This is a genomic window from Thermosynechococcus sp. FA-CM-4201, assembly GCF_054689355.1.
This window is the reverse complement of sequence record NZ_CP079920.1, coordinates 2,225,597-2,247,581: the sequence shown is the minus strand read 5'-3', so window position 1 is coordinate 2,247,581 and position 21,985 is coordinate 2,225,597. Positions and strand designations below refer to the sequence as shown.

27 protein-coding genes are annotated in these 21,985 nt (G+C 53.8%); 7 read left to right on the top strand and 20 right to left on the bottom strand.

The window, feature by feature from the left end; all coding sequences use genetic code 11:
• Position 1 precedes the first annotated feature (1 nt).
• Together KV190_RS10975 and KV190_RS10970 are read left to right on the top strand one after the other, a co-directional pair.
• The gene (locus tag KV190_RS10975) at positions 2-1,087 is read left to right on the top strand and encodes an acyl-CoA dehydrogenase family protein (RefSeq protein WP_460193370.1); all 1,086 of its coding nucleotides are present in this window, start codon (positions 2-4) and stop codon (positions 1,085-1,087) included.
• Positions 1,068-1,646 (top strand): DNA-3-methyladenine glycosylase, encoded by a 579-nt coding sequence (locus KV190_RS10970; RefSeq protein WP_460193369.1) that lies wholly within the window; start codon positions 1,068-1,070, stop codon positions 1,644-1,646. Before KV190_RS10975 ends, KV190_RS10970 begins: the two co-directional genes overlap by 20 nt.
• On the opposite strand, the gene KV190_RS10965 is transcribed toward KV190_RS10970, so the two are convergent.
• Positions 1,637-3,328: a SulP family inorganic anion transporter gene (locus KV190_RS10965; RefSeq protein ID WP_460193368.1), complete on the bottom strand. Its 1,692-nt coding sequence runs from the start codon at positions 3,326-3,328 to the stop codon at positions 1,637-1,639. The two genes, KV190_RS10970 and KV190_RS10965, sit on opposite strands and share 10 nt — an antisense overlap.
• A gap of 293 nt (positions 3,329-3,621) precedes the next feature.
• Here KV190_RS10965 and KV190_RS10960 point away from each other — a divergent pair, with 293 nt between their 5' ends.
• Positions 3,622-3,915 (top strand): DUF6825 family protein, encoded by a 294-nt coding sequence (locus KV190_RS10960; RefSeq protein WP_460193366.1) that lies wholly within the window; start codon positions 3,622-3,624, stop codon positions 3,913-3,915.
• On the opposite strand, the gene KV190_RS10955 is transcribed toward KV190_RS10960, so the two are convergent.
• From KV190_RS10955 to KV190_RS10945, 3 genes are read right to left on the bottom strand one after another with little or no spacing between them, the layout of a single operon-like run.
• The gene (locus KV190_RS10955; RefSeq protein WP_460193365.1) at positions 3,912-4,667 is read right to left on the bottom strand and encodes a DUF429 domain-containing protein; all 756 of its coding nucleotides are present in this window, start codon (positions 4,665-4,667) and stop codon (positions 3,912-3,914) included. The two genes, KV190_RS10960 and KV190_RS10955, sit on opposite strands and share 4 nt — an antisense overlap.
• Complete coding sequence (locus KV190_RS10950) at positions 4,648-5,412, bottom strand: EI24 domain-containing protein (RefSeq protein WP_460193364.1); 765 nt, start codon at positions 5,410-5,412, stop codon at positions 4,648-4,650. Before KV190_RS10950 ends, KV190_RS10955 begins: the two co-directional genes overlap by 20 nt.
• Positions 5,413-5,450: 38 nt before the next feature.
• Positions 5,451-5,627: a hypothetical protein gene (locus KV190_RS10945; RefSeq protein WP_190278217.1), complete on the bottom strand. Its 177-nt coding sequence runs from the start codon at positions 5,625-5,627 to the stop codon at positions 5,451-5,453.
• A 205-nt stretch (positions 5,628-5,832) separates the two neighbouring features.
• Here KV190_RS10945 and KV190_RS10940 point away from each other — a divergent pair, with 205 nt between their 5' ends.
• Positions 5,833-6,264 (top strand): NfeD family protein, encoded by a 432-nt coding sequence (locus KV190_RS10940; RefSeq protein ID WP_460193363.1) that lies wholly within the window; start codon positions 5,833-5,835, stop codon positions 6,262-6,264.
• Here the strand turns inward: KV190_RS10940 and KV190_RS10935 are convergent.
• From KV190_RS10935 to KV190_RS10925, 3 genes are read right to left on the bottom strand one after another with little or no spacing between them, the layout of a single operon-like run.
• The gene (locus KV190_RS10935) at positions 6,251-6,661 is read right to left on the bottom strand and encodes a ferredoxin (protein ID WP_460193362.1); all 411 of its coding nucleotides are present in this window, start codon (positions 6,659-6,661) and stop codon (positions 6,251-6,253) included. The genes KV190_RS10940 and KV190_RS10935 overlap by 14 nt on opposite strands.
• 24 nt (positions 6,662-6,685) lie before the next feature.
• Positions 6,686-7,072 carry a DUF1257 domain-containing protein gene (locus tag KV190_RS10930; protein ID WP_181494363.1) on the bottom strand — a complete coding sequence of 129 codons (387 nt, stop codon included), beginning with the start codon at positions 7,070-7,072 and terminating at the stop codon, positions 6,686-6,688.
• Between the two features lie 20 nt (positions 7,073-7,092).
• Positions 7,093-7,302: a DUF2997 domain-containing protein gene (locus KV190_RS10925; RefSeq protein WP_190278215.1), complete on the bottom strand. Its 210-nt coding sequence runs from the start codon at positions 7,300-7,302 to the stop codon at positions 7,093-7,095.
• Between the two features lie 353 nt (positions 7,303-7,655).
• On the opposite strand from KV190_RS10925, the gene KV190_RS10920 reads away from it, so the two are divergent.
• Positions 7,656-8,114: a DUF3887 domain-containing protein gene (locus KV190_RS10920; protein ID WP_460193361.1), complete on the top strand. Its 459-nt coding sequence runs from the start codon at positions 7,656-7,658 to the stop codon at positions 8,112-8,114.
• Positions 8,115-8,119: 5 nt separating this feature from the next.
• Positions 8,120-8,815: a Crp/Fnr family transcriptional regulator gene (locus KV190_RS10915; RefSeq protein ID WP_149818430.1), complete on the top strand. Its 696-nt coding sequence runs from the start codon at positions 8,120-8,122 to the stop codon at positions 8,813-8,815.
• Here the strand turns inward: KV190_RS10915 and KV190_RS10910 are convergent.
• The 13 genes from KV190_RS10910 to KV190_RS10850 all read right to left on the bottom strand — a co-directional run bounded on the left by KV190_RS10910 (position 8,804) and on the right by KV190_RS10850 (position 21,068).
• Entirely contained in the window at positions 8,804-9,307 is a 504-nt protein-coding gene (locus tag KV190_RS10910) for a hypothetical protein (RefSeq protein ID WP_460193360.1), read from the bottom strand. The two genes, KV190_RS10915 and KV190_RS10910, sit on opposite strands and share 12 nt — an antisense overlap.
• A 2-nt stretch (positions 9,308-9,309) precedes the next feature.
• Complete coding sequence (locus KV190_RS10905; RefSeq protein WP_460193359.1) at positions 9,310-9,900, bottom strand: D-glycero-alpha-D-manno-heptose-1,7-bisphosphate 7-phosphatase; 591 nt, start codon at positions 9,898-9,900, stop codon at positions 9,310-9,312.
• On the bottom strand, positions 9,893-10,855 hold the full coding sequence (locus KV190_RS10900; RefSeq protein ID WP_460193358.1) for a glycosyltransferase family 9 protein: 963 nt from the start codon (positions 10,853-10,855) through the stop codon (positions 9,893-9,895). The genes KV190_RS10905 and KV190_RS10900 overlap by 8 nt, the downstream gene beginning before the upstream one ends.
• A gap of 13 nt (positions 10,856-10,868) precedes the next feature.
• Positions 10,869-11,285 (bottom strand): hypothetical protein, encoded by a 417-nt coding sequence (locus tag KV190_RS10895; RefSeq protein WP_460193357.1) that lies wholly within the window; start codon positions 11,283-11,285, stop codon positions 10,869-10,871.
• On the bottom strand, positions 11,282-12,532 hold the full coding sequence (locus tag KV190_RS10890; RefSeq protein ID WP_460195279.1) for a competence/damage-inducible protein A: 1,251 nt from the start codon (positions 12,530-12,532) through the stop codon (positions 11,282-11,284). Before KV190_RS10890 ends, KV190_RS10895 begins: the two co-directional genes overlap by 4 nt.
• A 4-nt stretch (positions 12,533-12,536) precedes the next feature.
• On the bottom strand, positions 12,537-13,583 hold the full coding sequence (locus KV190_RS10885; protein WP_460193356.1) for a glycosyltransferase family 4 protein: 1,047 nt from the start codon (positions 13,581-13,583) through the stop codon (positions 12,537-12,539).
• 28 nt (positions 13,584-13,611) lie between these two features.
• Positions 13,612-14,889, bottom strand: coding sequence for a serine hydroxymethyltransferase (glyA, locus tag KV190_RS10880; RefSeq protein WP_460193355.1), 1,278 nt, complete (start codon positions 14,887-14,889; stop codon positions 13,612-13,614).
• Between the two features lie 80 nt (positions 14,890-14,969).
• Positions 14,970-16,091, bottom strand: a complete 1,122-nt coding sequence (dnaJ, locus tag KV190_RS10875) for a molecular chaperone DnaJ (protein WP_460193354.1) — start codon at positions 16,089-16,091, stop codon at positions 14,970-14,972.
• Positions 16,092-16,108: 17 nt separating this feature from the next.
• Positions 16,109-18,064: a molecular chaperone DnaK gene (dnaK, locus tag KV190_RS10870; protein ID WP_460195278.1), complete on the bottom strand. Its 1,956-nt coding sequence runs from the start codon at positions 18,062-18,064 to the stop codon at positions 16,109-16,111.
• Positions 18,065-18,232: 168 nt separating this feature from the next.
• Positions 18,233-18,772 carry a DUF2854 domain-containing protein gene (locus KV190_RS10865; protein ID WP_460193353.1) on the bottom strand — a complete coding sequence of 180 codons (540 nt, stop codon included), beginning with the start codon at positions 18,770-18,772 and terminating at the stop codon, positions 18,233-18,235.
• A 13-nt stretch (positions 18,773-18,785) separates the two neighbouring features.
• Positions 18,786-19,277 (bottom strand): YajQ family cyclic di-GMP-binding protein, encoded by a 492-nt coding sequence (locus tag KV190_RS10860; protein WP_409872275.1) that lies wholly within the window; start codon positions 19,275-19,277, stop codon positions 18,786-18,788.
• A gap of 2 nt (positions 19,278-19,279) precedes the next feature.
• Positions 19,280-20,566, bottom strand: coding sequence for an ABC transporter substrate-binding protein (locus tag KV190_RS10855; RefSeq protein WP_460193352.1), 1,287 nt, complete (start codon positions 20,564-20,566; stop codon positions 19,280-19,282).
• Positions 20,567-20,708: 142 nt separating this feature from the next.
• The gene (locus tag KV190_RS10850) at positions 20,709-21,068 is read right to left on the bottom strand and encodes a hypothetical protein (protein ID WP_460193351.1); all 360 of its coding nucleotides are present in this window, start codon (positions 21,066-21,068) and stop codon (positions 20,709-20,711) included.
• 190 nt (positions 21,069-21,258) lie between these two features.
• Here KV190_RS10850 and petB point away from each other — a divergent pair, with 190 nt between their 5' ends.
• On the top strand, positions 21,259-21,906 hold the full coding sequence (petB, locus tag KV190_RS10845) for a cytochrome b6 (RefSeq protein WP_181496295.1): 648 nt from the start codon (positions 21,259-21,261) through the stop codon (positions 21,904-21,906).
• Positions 21,907-21,985: the final 79 nt, after the last annotated feature.

Genomic DNA, 21,985 nt, shown 5'->3' with positions numbered 1-21,985 from the left:
TATGGATGCCTTGGTCTTTGCTGACCCCGCAGCGCAGCCTCTCCTGAAGGACATTCAGACATACCTCAGTACCGTTGTCGCACCAATTGCCAACCGCATTGATCAGCAAAAGTCCCTTTTATCGGCAAGTCTGCAAGCCCTAGGAAACTTGGGCATTTTTCGTTTGGCGGTACCCAAGGCAATGGGGGGATTGGGGTGCGATCGCCGTACGCTGTGGCATTTGAGCTTGCAACTGGCGCAAACCTCTGGCGCCCTTGCCTTTTTGGTGGCACAACATCAATCCGCCTTGGGGATGATTCTTGAACATCCTGAAGGGAACGTTGCCCAAACCTACTTGGCGGACTTAATGAAGGGGCAGGTGTTGATTGGTGTCAGCTTTTCCCACTTACGCCACAACCCAGTGGATCTACAAGCTCAACCCACCAGTGGGGGCTATCTTCTGCGGGGCACGCTGCCTTGGCTCAGTGGCTTTCAGCACATGACGATGTTTGTCGCCGCAGCTTCCCTACCGGATCAGCGTATTCTCTTTGCCCTCATGCCCTTTATCAATGCCCAACAGGCTGGCGGCGGCATTTTGCACCTCTCCCTACCCTTACCTCTAGCGGCTGTGCCCTCAACCCAAACGGTGCAAGCAGAAATCGTGGATTGGTTAATCCCGCCGGAAGATGTGGTGGGTATCAGTGAGGCGGATTGGATGGCCGTCCGCGATCGCCAGCAATTGCTGCGGGGCAGTGCCGCCCCCATGGGTTGTGCCCGTGCCAGTTTGCAGATTCTCGCTGAGAGTGCCGACGCTAAAGACCTCTATCACCACTTTCGCGATCGCTGGCACCGCCTTTACGACCAAATTCAAGCAGAGCTAGAGAACCTGAATCCCCCCTACCACGCACAACTGCGCGCCGCAGCCATTCACCTTGCCGTCCAAGCGGCTCAAGCTGCCCTAATGACAACGGGTGGCAGTGCCCTGATGCTCAGTCACACGGTGCAGCGTCTCTATCGCGAAGCCATGCTCTACACCGTCTCTGGCTTGAATGCCCCCGTGCGCCATGCCTTGATGGAGGATTTGTTGCTTGAACAGGGTTCCCATTGAGCGAGATCAGTGTCTGCCCCCTGAGTGGTTGGCTCGTCCTGCCCCAGTGGTTGCCCAAGAATTACTGGGCTGTCTTCTCGTGCGACAGCAGGCCAATGGTCAACTCTACCGAGGTCGTATTGTCGAAACCGAGGCCTATATGGCCGGGGATCCTGCGTGTCATGGCTACCGTCGCCAAACGGCTCGCAATGCCCCAATGTTTGCGGCACCGGGGACAATCTATGTCTATCAAATCTATGGCATTCACCACTGCCTGAATATCGCGAGCGATCGCCCCAATTTTGCCAGTGCTGTTCTCATTCGCGCCCTTGAGATGCTCAGCCCACCCTTGCCCCCCCGCAGTGCCGCTGGTCCCGGGAAACTCTGCCAAGTCTTGGGGATCGATCGCCAGCTTTCGGGCTTGATGCTAGGGAAAGAGAGCGGCCTCTGGTTAGAAAAGCCGCCCCAACCCCTGACCGACCCTGTGGTACAAACCACTCGCATTGGCATTTCCCAAGGGCAAGAGATTCCGTGGCGGTGGTATGTGCAGGGCAACCCAGCGGTCTCCCGTTATTCGTAGCTGCCCGTTGTCACCTCCAGCAATTCCTCCGGTTGGTGAAGAAACTGGATCGCTTTTTCGAGAGCCTGCCGGCGATCGCTCACCACATGGTCCGCTGGCAACCGATCCAAAATTCGAAAGCGTTGCAGCCGCTGTTGCACCTTATCCGCCGAACCATTCACTAGAAAAATCGCTAAACGATGCTTTTGCGCCTCTTGGATCAGTGACTCAATGGCCAATGTTGCCGTCACCCCCAACAGGGGCACACTGCTGACATCAAGAATCAGCACCTTATAGTCCGACATGATCGCCTGCCGTTGCGCAATTGCCCAAGCGGAGCCAAAACTCATCGGTCCGCCAAGGTGGAGGAGCAACAGTTGACCCTTGGCTTCGCGGAAGAGTTCTTTTTCCTCGGGGGTGAGGGGCGTTTGATCATCGGCGTGGGTAATCGCCTTCACATCCTCCGATTGCAGATCCGCCAAGCGCTTGATCGTCAACATATTAGCAATAAACACGCCAACACCCACCGCCACAATCAAATCCACAAAGACCGTCAGCAGCATCACGCCATACATAATGAAGGCCGCCCGCAGGGACAGGAGGTGGGCACGTTTGAGAAAATTCCAGTCAATGATGTCAATCCCCACCTTGATCAGAATCCCCGCTAACACCGCATTGGGAATCGGTTCCGTCAAAGGCGCAGCCCACAGCACTACCATCAGCAGAATGACGGCGTGGATCATGCCCGATAAGCAGGTGCGTCCCCCGGCTTGAATATTCACCACTGTGCCCATCGTGGCACCGGCACCGGGCAGACCACCAAACAAGCCGGACAGCAGGTTACCAATACCTTGACCAATCAGTTCCTTATCGGAATCGTGCTGGGTGCGGGTAATGCTATCGGCAATCACCGAGGTCAGGAGCGAATCAATACAGCCGAGCATGCCTAGCATCGCCCCGTCCACAATCATTGTTTTCAGCGCAGGCAGTGTAAACGTTGGCGGTACAAACTCTGGTAGCCCCGTGGGAATCGTGCCAATGCGTACCAAACCGGCATCCGCAAAAAAGACCATTGACAGAATCGTGCCCAAAACTAAGGCGAGGAGCTGTGGCGGCACAATCCGGCGGATTTTCTGGGGTGTGAAATAAATGAGTCCAAGGGTGAACAAGCCCAAAGTAAGGGCAGCCGGGTTCAGTGTTTGAATCCACTCTGGCAAGTTTTGCACTGCCCCCAAGACCCCCCCTTTACTGCTGTGCCCCAACAGGGGGCCAATTTGTAGCAGGATCATGATCAGGCCAATCCCTGACATAAAGCCAGAAATGACGGTGTAGGGCATGAGGGTGATGTATTTACCCAACCGCAGCAGACCAAAGAGAATTTGAAAACAGCCCGCCAGCATCACCACCGTAAAGGCCATGTATAACCCCTGTTCGGGATATTCACTGGTAAGTCGGGTGATCACTGCTGTAATCACGACGGTCATCGGCCCTGTGGGATTGGAAATGAGTGTTGGCGTGCCCCCAAAGAGAGCTGCAAAAAAGCCAAGAAAGACGACGCAGTAGAGTCCCGCCGTTGCACCAGCCCCAGAGGTGACCCCAAAGGCCAAGGCCATCGGCAAGGCGACAATGGCCGCAGTCAGCCCACCAAAGAGATCGCCGCGCCAATAGCGAAAGTGAACTCGATTAACTAAATTTGTTAGCATTTTTGCCCCTTTTGGCGAATTTGAAGAGGGTTTCATAGCGAGAGCGTTATCGAGAGGAACCCCCAGCCCTGAGGGAGTATCCCTATACCTTGCTTATGGCTATGATAAGAAAAAATTTAATTGAGATAATTCTATGCTTTGGTGGGGACAACCTGTCTAGTAGAACGTCAAAGATTTTCTTATCTGTTCTATAGGAAAAAGCTGGAGAATGGGGGGAGAGCAAGACCTGTTCCCTGTAAAACTTTGTTACACTCAGGGATTGAAAGACGCAATGTATGAGGAATACAGCTCCTATGAGTCAATCGCCGCTGGATGCCTTCTTCCTTGGTCGAGCGACCGCAACGCTCCTGCGTGACCAGGCGCAGCATCTATTTGTGGAATTCCTGAGTCAACTGGGGCGATTTGATGCCGAACAGCAGCAGCGGCTTCATCAATTCATGGAAGAGGTGCAAGCTCGCGCCCGTCAAGAGGCAGAAATGGTGGTGCCTCGGAGTCGGGTGGATTGGCAAGCCCTCATTGATGATTTGCGGGCGGAAATTGCTGCTCTGCGCACGGAACTGCAACGCTACCGCAATCGCGAAAGCTAAAGCCGGGGAACAACAATATAGCCAGTTTTCAAGTAGGCATCGGTGGATGCTGGCTCTGGGGAAAAAGACGCACCACCCAAAACCCAGTGGCGATCGCGCCCCCAATACCACCAGTAGGCTGCTGTATAGGCACAGAGAACTGCATCCAGTTGATCCTCAAGAGCCTTGAGGTCTCGCCCGTTGGTGGGGATTGCGGTAGCTAGTTCTAATGCTAAGGGTGGCTCACAGTCGGGAAGCTGGGTAGCCATTAAATCCCTAAGCTTAGCTAACCCTTTGGCTCGTTCTGCAAGGCGGCCTTTTTTGTATTTAATGATTTGGTCAAGCTGAAAGAGGGCGATCGCCGTGGCATGGGGGAAGACTTCAATTTGAAATCGCCCGCGTTCTTGGGGGGTGATCGTCGGCGCATGGTGAAACCCCCGTTGGCTCAGAGCTTGACTCAAACCCGTGGTGTGCTGCGCAAAGGGGGACTGCTGATTCGCAGGATAACAGCCGGCATGATACCGCCCAAGGACTTGATGGGCTTGGCGATCGCAGGTACGCATTCCCCGTGAATTGGGAATAATGAGGGGGGCATCCACCGCCACCATGGCTGCTTGTGAAAAGGGGGCATCGCGATCAATCCATGCCAAAAGTTCATCCGTATGACGGGAGCGATCGCAAGCGACCACGGCTAAATCTTGTCCCTGCCACTGCAAACAGCAGTACCCCGACGCTCCCCCCTTCCAGGCCAGATCAACGCCGAGAAACCGCATTCGCTGCCATCAACTGTTGTTGCGGTGGGTGATCTTGAATCAGCAAAGCAGCAGCCACCACCCCCACTGGCGGTACGAGCACCAAACCGACGAAGGGGATCAACAGCCCCAAAAACTGCGCCAAACCAAGGCCATAGATTTGCGGCGTATAGGCCCGGGTCAAAAGTTTGCGCTCCCTCAAGGAAGTGCTGTGTTTTTCAAGGAGGTAATCAAAGCTGCCTCGCCCTAGAAAGAAACTGTTGACGATCGCCATCACGATCGGTTGCAGCGGCCCCGTTAGAAATGAAAGCAGCAGGAAGATCACTTGCAACACGGCATCCCGCAGCGCAAACCAACTACCGATGATGGCGTTCCATAGATCACGCCGCCACCCCACCTCAATCGTTTGCCCCGTGGTAATTTTTTCAACACGGTTGAGCAACGGACCAAGGAAAGGAATCACCACAAGGGGAATCAGCGTTTGATAGCCAATGAGGGCTAAAAAGACAGCAATAAGGGTGGCCAAAATATCAATGAATCCTTGGTAGAGCCACTGCCATTCCCCAGCCACAAACCAATCATCACCAATGACTTGAACAGCCCAGAAAGCAGCAATGATAAGCGTTACCCCCAGTACGAGACTCAAGAAGGCAGGTAACAATAGATAGCCCCAAAGACGATAACGGGCGATAAAAAAAAGACCACGACCAAAGGCAAAGAAACCCGCCTGAAACCGCTGTCCTGCTGACCAAAGCTGCTTGATCACTCAATCGTTCTTCTAGAAGCCCCTAGGAAAATCCTAGCCTATCCACGGCGGGGCGGTGTCCCTTCATCATCCGGCGGCGGCGCATCGGCAACAAAATCAGGGGTATTGACCTGTTCAGCACGGGAAACTGGCGTGGCTGTTGGTCGCCATAGCCAACTGGTCAACAGTCCGAGGGTGAGGAGTCCCACCAGTAGGGGGATAAATAAATCCGTCATTGTTGTTTGCCTCATTGAATTCATCATTGTACAGAATCGGAGGAGTTTCTTTTCAGCGCTAGCTCCCCTGACGCAGGGCAACTTTTGTAAGTTCCAGTCCAGATCCTTTCGCAAGAATTGAAGGCATTCAAAACAGTTAAACCCGCTCGCTGTAGCCGCAGAGTTTGAGCTATCGTTGAAGTGGCTGCCTTGGGTGATAAGAGCAATGCCCCTGTCTCCCTTTTGGATTTGGTTAATTGTTGCCATCATCCTTTTTGTGATGGAGCTTGTGTTGCCGACGGCTTTTATGGAAGCCACCCTCGGCCTCAGTGCCCTCATTGTTGCATTTCTCTCGTTTCTCATTCCCAGCTTTTCAGTACAGATTCTGCTCTGGATGATGCTCTCTGTTGTGGTGGTCTTTCTCCTGCGGCGGTATCAACCAAAGCGAGTTCCCCCCGTGCTTAAGGAAGCTGCTGAGGCGGAAACGATTACCAAAATCCCCGCTGGCGAGACGGGGCGGGTGCTGTACGAAGGGATTTCTTGGCAAGCTCGCTGTGATGATCCCCGCTTGGCCATTCCCGAACATCAGCGGGTGATTATCATTGGCCGTCAGGGAACGACACTGATTGTGATGCCCGAAGATGCTATTCAGTCCTAGGGGGCGATCGCCGTTTCTTGCGGTGCGTGGTGGCTGGATCAATGGGAAAACCGGCAAGGGGAACCACCTGCTCGAGACGTTCTTTCTCAAGCCGCTTTAATTCCGTGTAATCCACCCAGTGGATACAGTCAACGGGACAGGTATCAATGGCTTCTTGAATCAGTTCAAGGGGATCACCATCTTGGCGCACCACCCGCGATCGCCCGTAGTTCGGCTCAATGTAAAACGTATTTCGCGCCACATGGGCACAGTGCTTACAGCCAATGCAGGTAATCTCATCCACATAGACACCGCGTTGGCGATGGGTTCCCCCGAGTTCAGGTTCGTAGCCGCTGCGAGCTTCACTTTGGCGCAGTTGACCGCCAAGTTCTGGTTCTAAACCAAGGGGCTGACCCATCTGCCTATCCATTGTTTTGAGCGGCTAAGAACGCCAGCGTTGCAGCACGACCTTGACACTACCATCGGCCTGCTGTTCTGTGGTCTGGACTTGAAAGCCCTGTTCCGTAGCCGATTGCAACACCGCATGGTAGGCATAGCGCTGAGTGACTTTATTCAAAAAGCGATCCACTGACCATGCCTGCTGCCAAAACTCCAAATCCGCCACTAGCTCATACTCAGTGCCATTCCAGCGAAAACCAATGTCATAGCCATTGTCTTGGGGAACAACGACTTGAGCCGTTTGGGTTTGACCGCGAAACCCGCGCACTTCTTGGGAGCCAGATTGCCACGGTAAGCCCAAGTCCGTTAGGGCAGCCTGTAGGGCGGGTAAACTCCGAATTTGGGTTTTGATTTGGCTGAAGTGCGACATGGATCACCAATCCTCAACGATTACCACTGGGAGGGGACAGATTGAACAACCAATTGATTTTCTTCCTCTTGGGGAGCGTAGTATTCTGCGGTGGGCTGTTGGCTAATGACACACCCCAGTTGCGCTTCAATGGCAGCAGTCACCTCAGCACAGGATGCCCCAGAAATTCCCGTCACCGTTTCAACAACACGGCCATCGGGATAAATCACAAATTCAAGGGTTTCTAGCATTGGCACAACCTACTCACTCGCAGTTATAACAAACCGCTCACGAGGATAAAATTCAAGTTCTAACCTATGGAACTCATTGTGACGAAGGCTAACCAAAGGAGTCAAGGTCTTTAATAAACTTTACACTCCGCAGCAGTTTTCCCCGGACGCCTGAAGAACTGAAGGATCAGTCATCTATAGAGCCAAGTCTGCGCCGAGAATTGATAAGAGATATGTAGATTGCTTTTCTTGGACAGGACGGCGGCCTCAGGGCGATCGCGACCTCGCTCAATCCCTCTGGAAAAGGCGGTATGATATTCAGAAATTCATTTCGCCTTAAACTCTCAGAAAACCATAAAAAAACTTAAAAAATTATGGGGCAGTCTTTTTCACCCTTAACAGTTTTGGCCTTGGCATTCCTATGGGGGGGATCTTCCTCTCTATGGCCAGCGATCGCCCGTGGCGAGTCCCCAGCCGTCATCAGTGTCAGTGAGCAAACTCAAATCCAAACTGCTGAACAATTTGTGGATGCCCTGTTTGGCAATAACTTTGACTTGGCGTGGAGCTATTTGCATCCGCAACTACAAAAAGAGTTTCCGCCCAAACGATTAGAGCAACGCAAAGCCATGTTCCTGAAGCGGGTCGGTGCCTACAAAGAGCGCCTTGGCAGCGAGAGCAACGGCAATATTGTTAGTGTCAAGGTAGCGTTTGCTAAGGTGACAGATACATTGATTGTGATCATGGATAGCAATGGTAAGATTACAGGTATTGATTTCCCTGCAACGCCTGACGACCTGTCTGCTCAGCCTCTGCCCTCGCCCTCTCGGCCTTGACCTTTATGCAAGAACGGCGTAGTTCTCCTGCACCTGAATTATCTTTACAAAATACGCCCTTTTTTCGGGATTTACCGCAGGCAGTGGTGGAGAAAGCCCTAGCCCATGTAGTGACACGTCAGCATCCCGCCAACCGAGTCATCTTGCTGGAGAATGATTGGGGCACATCGGTTTACTTTATCCTCAGTGGCTGGGTCAAAATTCGCACCTACAACATTGATGGCAAAGAAGTTACCCTGAATATCCTTGGCCCTGGCGAACTCTTTGGCGAAATGGCTCCCCTAGAGGAAGTGCCCCGCTCAACGGATGTCATTACCCTAACACCGACAGTTGTGGCCAATATGCCCGCAACGGATTTTGTCAATCTTGTCAATACTGAACCTCAAGCGGGAATCCGCCTCGCCAAGTTAATGGCACGACGCCTACGGCAACTGAATCGGCGGCTGCGGCTACGGGAATCGGATAGTACGTCACGGGTGGCAGATATTCTGCTGTTTTTGGCGGATGGTCAAGGGCGACAGGGAGCCGATGGCCTAGAAATCCCCAATCTACCCCACCGTGAATTAAGTAGTCTTAGTGGCATGGCGCGGGAAACGGTGACACGGGTGCTAGGGAAACTGGAGCGCAAAGGGATTATTCGCCGCAACCAAGAGAGCTTGTGTATTACAAATCTACGCGCCCTAGAAAGTTTATTGCTTTAGGACTGAGAACAACAATGATTGCTCTGAAGCAGATGGCAGCAAGTAATGCCCAATGCTCCAGCCAATAAAGACTCCTAAAATTGCCATTTGAATCAGCACGAGCATAATTTGCCAGTTCTGGTAGCCAGCGGCTTTCATTTCAATGCGCACGAGAATTTCAGTGCCAATGAGAATGGCAATCACACTAAAGACATGAAAGGCAATAATGGCAAGGGTGACAGCGGTACTCAGCACCAGCACTGTAAAGAGACTGGGGGTGCCCACACGCATAATTAAGCTACTAAAGATACTTTTAGGGTTGCTCTGGCGCGATCGCAACAGGCTAGAGGTGCCACCCACGACAAACACTGTCAAAATTGCTGCCAAAAAAGAGGCATAGGCTGACCACATCCAAGGATAGGCGGACAAATACCAGCCCACGAGGACGTAGCCCAAGACCACCAGTGAGAGTAAGGCTAAGGGAAACTTGGTATGGTCTGGCGATGAAGTCATCGCTATCGGGGCGCAAGGTGAGTACAAATCCACTCTACGGCAGCGGCTAAATCGGCTGCAATGTAGTCGGGCTGACTGGTGTGCTGGTAGCTCCCCTCAAGAACACGATCGCCAAAGCCGGTTTGTACCAAAATGCCATAGCAGCCGGCATTCCGTGCCAGATCAATATCGGTGGCTTTGTCCCCCACCATGACACTGCGGCTGAGATCTAAATCATGATCCCAAGCAGCCGCTACGAGCATTCCTGTATTCGGTTTGCGCCATGTTGTCCAGCCCGCATAGTCGGCAACCACTCCCCCTTCAGGACGGCTGAGATCAGGACAGAAATAAACCGCATCCAACACTGCACCGGCACTGGCGGCGAGCAACTCTTGGAGTCTGTGGTGCAGCGCATGGACATGATCGATGCTGTAATAATCCCGCGCAGGCCCCGACTGATTGGAAGCTAAGCAGCAAAACCACCCCGCATCATTGAGCCGCCGCACTGCTTGAGCTACACCGGGGATGAGCTGCAAATCCTCAAGGCGGTGAATATAGCCCACCTCTTGGTTCAGCACGCCATCGCGATCGAGAAAGACCGCCGGTCTAGCCATGGCGAGCCGCCTCAATCACGGCTGAGACAGGAATATCGGCCATGTTGCCTGTGGCGGACTTGACGGCGCGAAAACGGGGATCGGCGGGCAAGAGTTTGGCGGGATCCGTAGGGCCAAAAAGCGCCACAAGGGGAGTACCCACCGCCACACCAATGTGCATCGGGCCACTGTCAGTACAGAGAATCTGTTGGGCCTGTTGCATGAGAGCCGCCAGTTTGCCCAAGTCTGGAGGACGGCTAATCTTCATCTGCGGTAGTGCCTGCGTTAGTGCACTTACCCATGCCTGATCTTCAGGCCCACAGACGACGATAAAGGGCAGGTGCGGCTCCTGCTGTTGCAGCGTCTGGATGACCTCAACCCAAGCGGCGGGAGGGTAAATTTTGTTAATTCCCTTGGTAAGTGCCATCTGACTCGAGCCACCGTGCAAGAGGCGATACCGCCCAGTAATTCCTAGGCGTTGGCGCTCTGCGGTTGCCCACTGTTGATCCACCTCAGCGATGACGGCCTTGGGCAGGGGACAGGGGGTAGTGATACCAAAGGCTTTCAGTAAGTCGTGGTAGGTGGCGGCACTGTACTGATCAAGGTTGACGGGTACAGCATCGGTGAGAAATCCCAAGGGATTGAGTTTGGCAAAGCCGACTCGCTTGGGAATCCCCGTCAGCCACAGTAGAAAGCGCACTGCTTTACTCCGCCCCAAGGAGAGAATGGCATCGTACTCCCCCTCCCGCAGTGTGCCAATCAGGTTTGCCCAATCCGCTAGGGCATTGCGGTCTTTGAAGTTAAAGGGAATGACTTGGTGGACACTGCCACTCAGTTGGTAGGCAGCAACGGCACGGGGTTCAACCACCACATCCAACTGCGCCTCTGGAAAATGGGCTTTGAGATCATCAAGGGTGGGAAAAAACAAAATTTGATCACCGATACCGCCGGGTACCAGCGCTATGATATGTTTCATAGTGGTTGAGCACCTATGCAAACTCGCCCTTAATTTTACCCGCAAGGCGATCGCGCCACGCCAAGGCAAGAGGCAGTTCCGTAAAGGGAATGCGATAGCACTCTCCCGTGGGGGTTTGCAGCACGAGATGAATGGTTCCTTTGGCAGGAGTTGCTTCTGTCTCAACCCGCTGGCCACTACTCTCGACCCAAACGCTCTGAATATCCGCTAAGTCACAGGTTTGCAAATTAACAATGCCCTGTCGGGTCGGTCGTCCCCATGTCAGGCGATCGCCCTGCAGACCGAGGACAGCGGCAATATCATACTTACTGGCCTCAAACTGCTGTGCCCACTGGCGATAGTGCTCGAGCTTGCGGTATTCGACCCAGCCCAACCGTGCCAGCACGATAAAAACCGCCAATAGGGGTAACCAGAGCAGACCGTGACTCATGGATTCAGCAATAACTGCCGCCGCAAGACATCGAGGGCATTCATAGCACTGAGATGCCGCACCCAATCCCGTCCCCGTTGACCACTAAAGCGAAATTCACGGGTAATGACCTCGCCATTGGGCAGTGCCACACCAATATAGACCAGTCCCACGGGTTTAGTGAGCGTCGCTCCCCCCGGACCGGCAATGCCCGTAATGCTCACGCCCCAATCACTGGCCAAACGAGTCTTCACCCCTAGCGCCATCTGGGCAGCCACCACGGCACTGACAGCCCCCTCTTGCTCTAGATCCTGAGGACTCACCCCCAATAGATTCACCTTGACTTCGTTGGCATAGGCAATGACGCCGCCTTTGAAGTAGAGGGAACTCCCCGGCAGGCGCGTCAGCATTTCCCCAAGGCCACCGCCCGTACAGGACTCTGCCACGGCCACCGTTTGGTGTCCCTCTTGGAGAAGGCGAGCAACGGCACTGGCGAGGGTATCCTCATCGGCACCATAGCAGTCTAAACCCACAATTTGGCGAATCTCAGCTTCGACGGGCTGAATCAGTTGCTGAGCTTCCGCTTCGTCCTTAGCGCGTACGGTAATGCGCAGGCGGGTTTCGCCATTGCCGGCATAGGGAGCCACGGTGGGATGCTCACGGGCAATTTGGGCGGCCACTTTTTCCGCAAGCACCGATTCGGGAATGCCCCAGAAACGCAGCACACGGCTGTAAATGACCTCTTTCCCCCAGCCTTGGGAGCGCAAAAAGGGCACTGCCGTTTCTTGCCACATCTGTTTCATTTCCGCCGGGACACCGGGGAAGGTGAGAATGATCAGACCCGTGCGCGGCTGCCAGATCATGCCGGGGGCAGTGCCCAAGGGATTCGGCAGAATCTGCGCCCCCACGGGCAGGAGGGCTTGCTTGCGGTTACTGGGACTAAAGCCACCGCGATGGGCATACTTGCGTTCTAGGTCAGCAATAATTTCCGGACGTTCTTCGAGGGGAGCTTGAAAGAAATCCGCTAGGGTTTCGGTGGTGAGATCATCGGGCGTGGGACCAAGGCCACCGGTAAAGATCAATAGGCGGGCGCGATCGCAGGCAATGGCCACGACTTTCTTAATCCGCGTGGGATTGTCGCCAACGACAGTTTGGTAATAGTGGGGAATACCCAAGCTCGCCAGTTGTTGCGCTAAAAACTGGGCATTACTGTTGAGAATCTCCCCCAGCAGCAATTCTGTACCCACACATATAATTTCTGCACTCATTGTTTCAGTCATTTTCGCTGCTGCGCACCCGTTGCCAGACATACCACGAGGCAAAGCCCATCAGAAGAGACGCTGCCACGGCATAGCCCCATCCTCCCGGCAAACCCGCCAAAGCTAAGGCAAGACTGCCCACCCACAGCGTCAAGCAATAGATAAACAGCACCGTCACCCGCTGCGAAAGCCCCGCCTTAAGAAGGCGATGATGCAAGTGTCTCTTATCGGGCGCAAAGGGAGACTGCCCTTTCAGGAGTCGGTTAAAAACGACCGTTGACGTATCCACAATGGGCACAGCCAAAATTAATAGAGGCACGAGAATGGCCACCGCCGTATAGGCCTTGACGAGTCCAATCACGCCCAAACCTGCAAGGGTAAATCCCATGAAATAGGCGCCCCCGTCCCCCATGAAAATTTGGGCAGGATTGAAGTTGTAGCGCAGGAACCCCAGTGCCCCTCCCGCTAAGGCTGCGGCTAAGAGTCCTGCCTCCGGCTCCCCCATCAGCATACAGACGAAAAACATGGCGGAGGCGGCAATACCCGACACTCCCGCTGCCAGACCATCCACACCATCAATAAAGTTAATGGCATTGGCAATCCCCACCAGCCACACGGTGGTCAAGGGCAAACTGAGCCAGCCGAGGTCAACAATGCCCACAAAGGGCACGGTAATAATGCGAATTTTGACGCCGACGGCCCAGACAATACCCGCTACGAGAAATTGCAGGACAAGGCGTAGGAGTGCTGGTAAAGTCAGCAGATCATCCGCTAGGCCAATGAGAAAAAAGGCCACCCCCCCTAAAGTGACCCCCCAAATTTCATACTCCGCCGGCTGGGGTAGGACACCAAAACCGCCAGCATTCCAGACAATCAGCAGCGCCACCAGATTACCCAGAAAAATGGAGACGCCACCGAGGCGCACCATCGGACGGGTGTGAATCTTGCGTTCATTAGGTTGATCCACAAATCCTGCTTTATGTCCAAGGTCATTAACAATGGGGGTGACCAAGAGGACAACGGCAACGGCAGCAAGGAAGGCAATCAGGTGGTACAGCATCTGCTCAGGGTATTGGCAGGATTCCCCCTCAGGCTAGCACTGGTTGCGGCAATTGCAAGTGGGGATAGAGAGGAAATTTGGTGCAGAGGGCTGCCACCCGCTCGCGGCAGCGGTTTTTGATGGTTTCATCCGCTGGAGCCTGCAGGCGATCGCTAATAATTTCGGCGATTTCGGTAAACTCAGCCTCAGTGAAGCCACGGGTTGTCAACGCTGGGGTTCCTAAACGTAGACCGCTAGTAACAAAGGGAGAGGCGGGGTCAAAGGGAATTGTATTTTTGTTGGTGGTGATATTGATTTCTCCCATCAGGCGATCGGCCTCTTTGCCCGTCAGATTCACCGATCGCAGGTCAATCAGCATCAAGTGGTTATCGGTGCCCCCAGAGACAAGGCGCAGTTGCCGCGATTGCAGCCCTGCAGCAAGGGCTTGGGCATTGCGGATCACTTGGCCAGAATAGGCTTTGAACTCGGGCTTGAGGGCTTCGCCAAAGGCCACAGCCTTAGCGGCAATGACGTGTTCCAATGGTCCCCCTTGGGTACCGGGAAAGACCGCTTTATCAAACTTTTTGCCCAGCTCTTCATCACGGGTGAGAATCAGGCCACCGCGAGGGCCACGCAGGGTTTTATGGGTCGTGGTGGTGACCACATCGCAAAGGGGCACGGGATTGGGATGGTGACCTGTGGCAACCAACCCGGCAATGTGGGCAATATCGGCCATGAGGTAGGCCCCCACTTCATCGGCAATTTGGCGAAATTCGGCAAAGGGAATGACGCGAGGATAGGCGGAATAGCCGCAGATGATCAGCTTGGGACGGTGCTGCCGCGCCAAATCCCGCACCTGATCCATATCGAGGCGTTCTGTTTCAGGATGAACACCATAGTGAACGACGTTAAACCATTTACCGGAAACGTTGACGGGGGAACCGTGGGTGAGATGGCCACCGTGGGACAAATCCATCCCCATAATCGTGTCGCCGGGATTGAGCAGTGCCAAAAAGACGGCAAAATTGGCTTGGGCACCGGAGTGGGGTTGCACATTGGCGTGGGCAGCGGCAAAGAGTTCCTTGGCGCGATCGATGGCCAGTTGCTCTACTTCATCCACAAATTCACAGCCACCGTAGTAGCGCTTGCCGGGCAATCCCTCGGCATATTTGTTGGTGAGAACTGTGCCTTGAGCGGCCATGACCGCAGGAGAAGTGAAGTTTTCGCTGGCAATCAGTTCAAGGTGTTGCTGCTGCCGCTGGACTTCCCGCTGTACCATTTCAGCAACCAAGGGATCCGTTTGCGCAAGCCAATCAATATGGGTCATTTTATTGTCAGTGGAGGGAGATGAACTGCCTTACTATCTTATCGCGGATCGCCGCCTGCGCCTTGGTTAGGCAACGCACCCTAACCACCAAACAAGCTGCCGAGGAAGCCCTCTAGACCGCCTTTGCCCATGCGCTCGCCGCGAATTTTCGCCAATTTCTCCAGCAGTTCTCGCTCTTCATGGGTGATATGGGTGGGAATTTCGACATCAACAGTAATTAGGTGATCGCCCCGCGCCACAGGATTACCCACCCGGGGAACACCTCGGCCTTCTAGGATTAACACCGTACCGGGTTGGGTGCCTGCGGGAATCTTGAGCTCTGCTTCCCCATCCACGGTGCTCACAGGAATCCGACAACCCAGAATCGCTTGCAGGTAGCTAATTTTAATCCGCGATAGGATGTTGTTGCCTTCGCGCTGAAACTCGGGATCAGGTTCGACAAAAAGATAGACGTAGAGATCGCCAGGAGGACCTCCGCGCAGACCGGCATCCCCTTCCCCTGAGACCCGCAGCCGCGTGCCATTGTCCACCCCCGCAGGAATCGTAATTTTCAGCTTTTTGCTGACTTGGATATGGCCTTGGCCACCGCAGGACTCACAGCGAGATTCAATCACTTCACCCGAACCACCACAGGTTGGACAGGTGGTCAATTGGGTAAAACTGCCGAAGGGGGTTCGTGCCGATCGCCGCACTTGACCCATGCCAGCACAGGTACTACAGATTACTGGTCGTGTGCCGGGTTTGGCCCCTGTGCCTTGACAGGTTTTACAGGTTTCCAAATGGTTAATGCGAATTTCCTTCTCACCGCCAAAAACGGCTTCGCGAAATTCCAGTTTCAGTTCATAGCGGAGATCGTCCCCGCGGGTAGGCCCTTGCTGCCGCCGACTGCCAGTGGCAAAGCCGCCAAAAAAAGTTTCAAAAATATCGGCAAAGCCACCCATATCCCCGATGCCAAAGTCGCTAAAGCCAGCAGCCCCGACACCACTGACCCCGGCTTCACCAAAGCGATCATAGTTGGCTCGCGCTTGAGGATCCGAGAGCACCTCGTAGGCGCGGTTGATTTCCTTGAACCTTTCTTCAGCGCCCGGTTCTTTGTTGACATCGGGGTGATACTTGCGAGCCAAGCGCCGATAGGCTCGTTTTAATTCTTCAGCATCCGCAGAGCGTGAGACACCTAAGATCTCATAGAAATCACGAGCCATAGCCACCGTTACCTAAATTAATCAACCGCTTCATAATCTGAAACAACTGTTTCTTCATTATCGCTGATTATTGTGGCTTCACTATCTAAAACTTGAGTGGCTTGGGAACTAATCGTAGCACCCCCCATTGTCGGGGTTGAGGTCATCATTGAACCGCCTGCGGTCTGTTGATACACCACAGTTCCCAAGGTCACCAAGGCCTGCTGCAGAGCTTCCATCCGCTTGCGAATTTCATCGGGGGTAATATTGTCGTCCACCATTGCTGCCTGCATACTCTGAACCACTGGCTCAATCCGTGCTCGCAGATCCGGGGTCAAGGTAATGCCATGGTTTTTGATCGTTGATTCATAGCTATACAGCAGGGCATCGGCTTGGTTGCGCAATTCGGCAATCTCTTTCTTGATTTGGTCGGCTTGGGCATAAATGGTTGCCTCTTGGCGCATGCGCTCGATTTCCATGCTGCTGAGGCCACCACGATTGGTAATGCGCACACTTTGTTGGCGACCGGTGGCGCGATCGACGGCAGACACACTCAGGATACCGTTGGCATCAATGTCAAACGTGACATCAATTTGCGGTACACCTCGCGGGGCGGGAGTAATGCCAGTGAGTTCAAAGCAGGCCAGTTGTTTATTGTCCTTGGCAATGGGGCGCTCCCCTTGATAGACGGCAATTTCAACCACGGTCTGGCCATCGCTGGCGGTGGAAAAGGTTTGGGTTTTGCTGGTGGGGAGGGTGGTGTTGCGTTCGATAATTTTTGTAAAGACACCGCCAAGGGTTTCCAACCCCAAAGAGAGGGGCGTGACATCCAGCAGCAGCAGATCTTTAACGGTCGTTTCCTTGCCAAGAATTCCCCCCTGAATGGCTGCCCCTACAGCAACTGCTTCATCAGGATTAACAGAGCGATCGGGATTTTTGCCACAGAATTGCTTCACTAACTCCTGAATCGCAGGAATACGGGTGGAACCCCCGACGAGTAGCACGCGGTCAATATCCTGAACGGTCAGACCCGCATCGGCGATCGCCTGCTGCATGGGTTCGAGGGTGGCCTGAACCAAGTGAGCGCAGAGTTCCTCAAACTTACTGCGGGTGAGTTCCATTTCAAGGTGCTTAGGCCCCGTTTCATCCGCCGTAATGAAGGGCAGGTTAATGGAAGTGCTCAGGGTGCCTGATAACTCCACTTTGGCTTTTTCGGCAGCTTCGCGGAGGCGTTGCAGTGCCATTTTATCTTTAGAGAGATCGATCCCCTCCTGCTCCTTAAAGCAGGCTAAGAGCCAATCAAGAATGCATTCGTCAAAGTTATCGCCCCCTAGGTGGTTATTCCCCGCTGTGGAGCGCACCTCAAAGACCCCATCCCCCAGTTGCAGAATCGAGACATCAAAGGTGCCACCGCCCAAGTCAAAAACCAGAATGGTTTGATCTTGATCCTGCTTGTCAATGCCGTAGGCCAAGGAGGCGGCCGTTGGCTCGTTGATAATGCGCATTACCTCAAGGCCGGCGATCGCCCCCGCATCTTTGGTGGCTTGGCGCTGCGCATCACTAAAATAGGCGGGCACAGTGATTACGGCTTGGGTCACGGGTTCCCCCAGATAGGCTTCCGCATCCTGCTTTAACTTTTGCAGGATCATGGCGGAAATTTCTTGGGGGGTATAGGTGCGATCGCGAATCTGCACATCCACCATGCCATCGCGACCCGGCACACAGGTATAGGGCACACGGGCACGCTCTTGAGCCGTTTCCTCCCAGCGGCGACCAATAAACCGCTTGATACTAAAAACGGTGTTTTCCGCATTGGTGACGGCTTGCCGCTTGGCCAGTTGACCCACCAACCGCTCGCCCGATTTGCCAAAGGCGACAATACTGGGGGTGGTGCGCCCGCCCTCTGCACTGGGGATCACGACGGGATTCCCCCCTTCTAAGACTGCCACACAACTATTTGTGGTTCCAAGGTCGATGCCAATGACTTTACCCATAGCCGTAATCGCTGTTTCCAAAAATGCGTTGTCAGGAGAAGACCTCTTGCAAAAAAGTCTTACTCTTTGGTTAGAATGCCGCAATGATGATGCTATCGTAACACCTGAATTCAGGGCAAAACGGTTTACCAATAATCTTAGGCAACTGGAACAGGGTTGACCACAAACTTACTCGCGAATCAGCGCCACCGCCACACGGTCATTGCCTTGATCCGTAATGCTGACCCGAATATTGGGGCCAAAGAATATCTGCATCTTGGCTTGTTTCGATTGCCACACCTCAAGGGGCACGGCGGGGGAGTCAAATTCTAAAATTAATGTATAGGCACCGTCCGTTAAGGTCTCGGCGATCGCCACTAGGACAGGACGCTCAGCATCCGAGGGACTCAAGCCTAAACTGGCCAATGTGCTATCTAGGTGTGCTTCTTGGCCATAACGATAGCGGGTGACATCCTTACGAATTTGGGTTTGGGTGGGGGTTGCTTGGGCACGGCCAGCGATCGCCTCTGGGGTTGGGGCTTCACGATAGGGCACTGGTTTGAGTTCTGCTGCTTTGAGTGCCAATCCGCCCAAGAGAAGGGGCACACCGTAGAAAAAGCCCGCCAGATTCAAGGTGGCATTCCCCGTGGCATAGGCCACCACCCCCACCACCGTCAGCACTGAACCGACAATTAGCCCCAACGTTCCCAGCGATACAGACCCCAACATGACCCTTGAACCACTAGCGGTAGTTTGTAAATTGTAAGGGCACGGGGTAATCCTCAGTTTTCAGGCGTTGGATCACCGCTTGTAGATCATCCTTTGATTTGGCACTGACCCGTACCACATCCCCTTGGATCGAGGCTTGCACCTTCTTAAATTCATTGCGGATAAGCTTGCTAATCTCCTTGGCTAGTTCTGAATTAATCCCGCGCCGCAATTTAATCAACTGTTTGACCCGTTGGCCACCCGCTGCTTCCACAGGCCCATAGTCAAAAATTTTCAGAGACAACTGCCGCTTCGCCGCCTTCTGTTGCAGAATCGTTTGCACTGAATTGAGCGTAAATTCACTATCCGTGTGAATCGTCAGTCCCTCTTTTGTCAGTTCAAGGGTGGTCTGGGTATCCTTGAGGTCGTAGCGGGCTTTGATCTCTCGCTCCGTTTGATCCACTGCATTGACCAGCTCTTGCCAGTCAAAATCACTCACAATATCAAAGGAAAAGGTGCTTGCCATGCCTAGGGTTTTTGGGGATTCACTTGACCAATTACCTTTAATTTACCGTCATCGGTGACCTGCCAAATGTCATAGACCCCGACAACATCACCATTTTCATCAATATCGACATTGCCACTGGCGCCTTGATAGTTGATTTCTTTGCCTTCCCGCAGTAAAGCCAGTGCGGCGCACACATCATCCACTTCTTCCCCCGGTGGGTTGGCCACATCGCGCAATTTGCTGCGAATCCCTTCACCGGTATTTTGTCCTGCGGCCTGTGCAGCCAGTACAAGGAGCGCAGCGGCATCCCAAGCTTGAGCACCAAAGGCAGGGAGATCACCAGTTTTCTTCGCGCTCCAGATTTTTTGGAGTTCAGCGAGGGCTTTACCATCAGCACCGGGAACCGTTCCTTTGGCACCGGCAATAATGTATTTGCCATCGGGGGTGCGTCCCACTTGCTCGGGGAAACTTTCCGACTTAACGCCATCGGTGAGGAGAATGGCCACGTTTTGGGTGAGACCTTGCTCAAAAGCAGATTTCAAAAGCAAGCTCCCTGTTTCCGGATACAAAATCGCCACTACCGCATCGGGCTTGCCGCCAAAGGCAGCAGCAGCTTCTGTCGTGAAGGTGGTTGCCCGCTCATCATAACGGGTCGGGCGGTCTTCATTGATCACTGTGCCCCCTAGGGCTTTGAAGGCACGGGTAAATTCCTGCTCAAAGCTACGGCCATAGTCATTGTTGATCACCACGGTGGCGACTCGTTGATACCCCTGTTCTTTGGCCAGTTGGGCAAGGGCTTGGGCTTGGTAATTGTCGGGGGGAGCAGTGCGTGCCCAATAGCCGTTAAAGTCTCCTTTCTTGGCGCGTTCAGTCAGGAGTGTACTCGTACTGCCGGGGGAAATTAGCATCACTTGACCCCGAGTGGCAATATCGGCGGCGGCATTGGAGACGCTACTACCAAAGGAGCCAACGACTCCGGCAACGCGGTCAATCTCCACCAACTTCGTCATTGCTTCTGCCCCAGAGGCAGGATTGGATTGATCATCGGCAGCAATGAGCGTGACCGGCTGGCCATTAACACCGCCACAGGCATTCACCGTTTCCACCAGCAGGGGGACTACCTCAGCAATGGGGGTTCCCACCGAGGCTAAGTCGCCGGTTGAGGGCAGTAATGAGCCAATGCGCAGTCCTTCACCGGTTGGCGCGGTGGTGGTGGTGTCCGCCTCGCAGGCACCAATGGTAAAGAGGAGAAGTAACCCTGCAAAAATCTTGGCGGCTGCCCATCCGCTTGACGGCTGTTGACCCATAGCTGTACACCCTCACAATTTGCCAGCATCCTACTGCAACTGGGGAAATCTTGCAATGCGCAGAGAAGATACCTTGGACAAAAAAAGGGGCATTCCCACATCAACAGCCCCTTTGCATCCAATGCTCTGTGAATGAGTTTTCCTAGGTAGAGGGACGAACTTGCCGCGCCATATTCAAGAAGGCAGCCATATTGGCTCCGGGACGACGACGCGCAAAACGGGTGTAGGGAACACTGGGGGTGACAGGGGTAGGTTCTGGGGCAGGGGTGGGTTCTGCTGGAGCTGTGGCAACGGGGGTGGGTGCGGTGGCAACGGGTTGCGCGGGTTGAGGAGCAGGCTCAGGGGTCGGGGCAGGTTCTGCCGCTTTAGTAGGGGTTGGCGGGGCAGCCGTGCTTTCATCGAGTTCAATGTAAAATTCGCCTTTTTTACCCAAACCAAAGAGCTTCGCGATCGCCCCAAATAGCCCGAAAATCGCACCAAAGAGTTTCTTCAACAGATTCATCTCAAAGCCTCCCAAGCGGTCGTGGTGAGTAAGGTAGCAGAGGAGACAGCCCCAAGTCAGCATCCTGAAGCTGTTGAGACTTTATTATCGGACGCTGGGTAGCACCAATCAACTGAATATGGAAAGTCTGAGAGGGCTTATGTTACATTTTTCAAAGTAAAGCAGCGGTTTCGCAGGACTAATCACTGTTATGAACAAAGTTTACGACTGGTTTGAGGAACGCCTCGAAATTCAGGCGATCGCTGATGATGTCACCAGCAAGTATGTGCCGCCCCACGTAAACATTTTTTACTGTCTTGGTGGCATTACCCTCACCTGTTTCTTGATCCAATTTGCCACAGGCTTTGCCATGACGTTTTACTACAAACCTACGGTGGCTGAAGCCTTTGCCTCTGTGCAGTACATCATGAATGAGGTCAACTTTGGCTGGTTGATCCGCTCCATTCACAAGTGGTCCGCCAGCATGATGGTCTTGATGATGATTCTGCACGTCTTCCGCGTCTATCTTACCGGCGGCTTCAAGAAACCCCGCGAACTCACTTGGGTGACGGGTGTGGTCTTGGCGGTGATTACCGTCAGCTTTGGTGTCACGGGCTACTCCCTGCCTTGGGACCAAGTGGGCTATTGGGCGGTCAAAATCGTTTCCGGTATCCCTGCGGCGATTCCCGTGGTGGGTGATCAACTGGTGGAACTGATGCGCGGTGGTGAAAGTGTCGGTCAAGCGACCCTCACTCGCTTCTATAGCTTGCACACCTTTGTGCTGCCTTGGTCGATCGCCGTCTTTATGCTGATGCACTTCCTGATGATTCGTAAGCAGGGCATTTCGGGTCCCCTGTAAGCCAAGCATCAAGAAATGTAACAGAGCCTGCTCTTTGCGGCGGTTCCACTTGTTATGCTCCAAGTAATCTCCCCCTTGC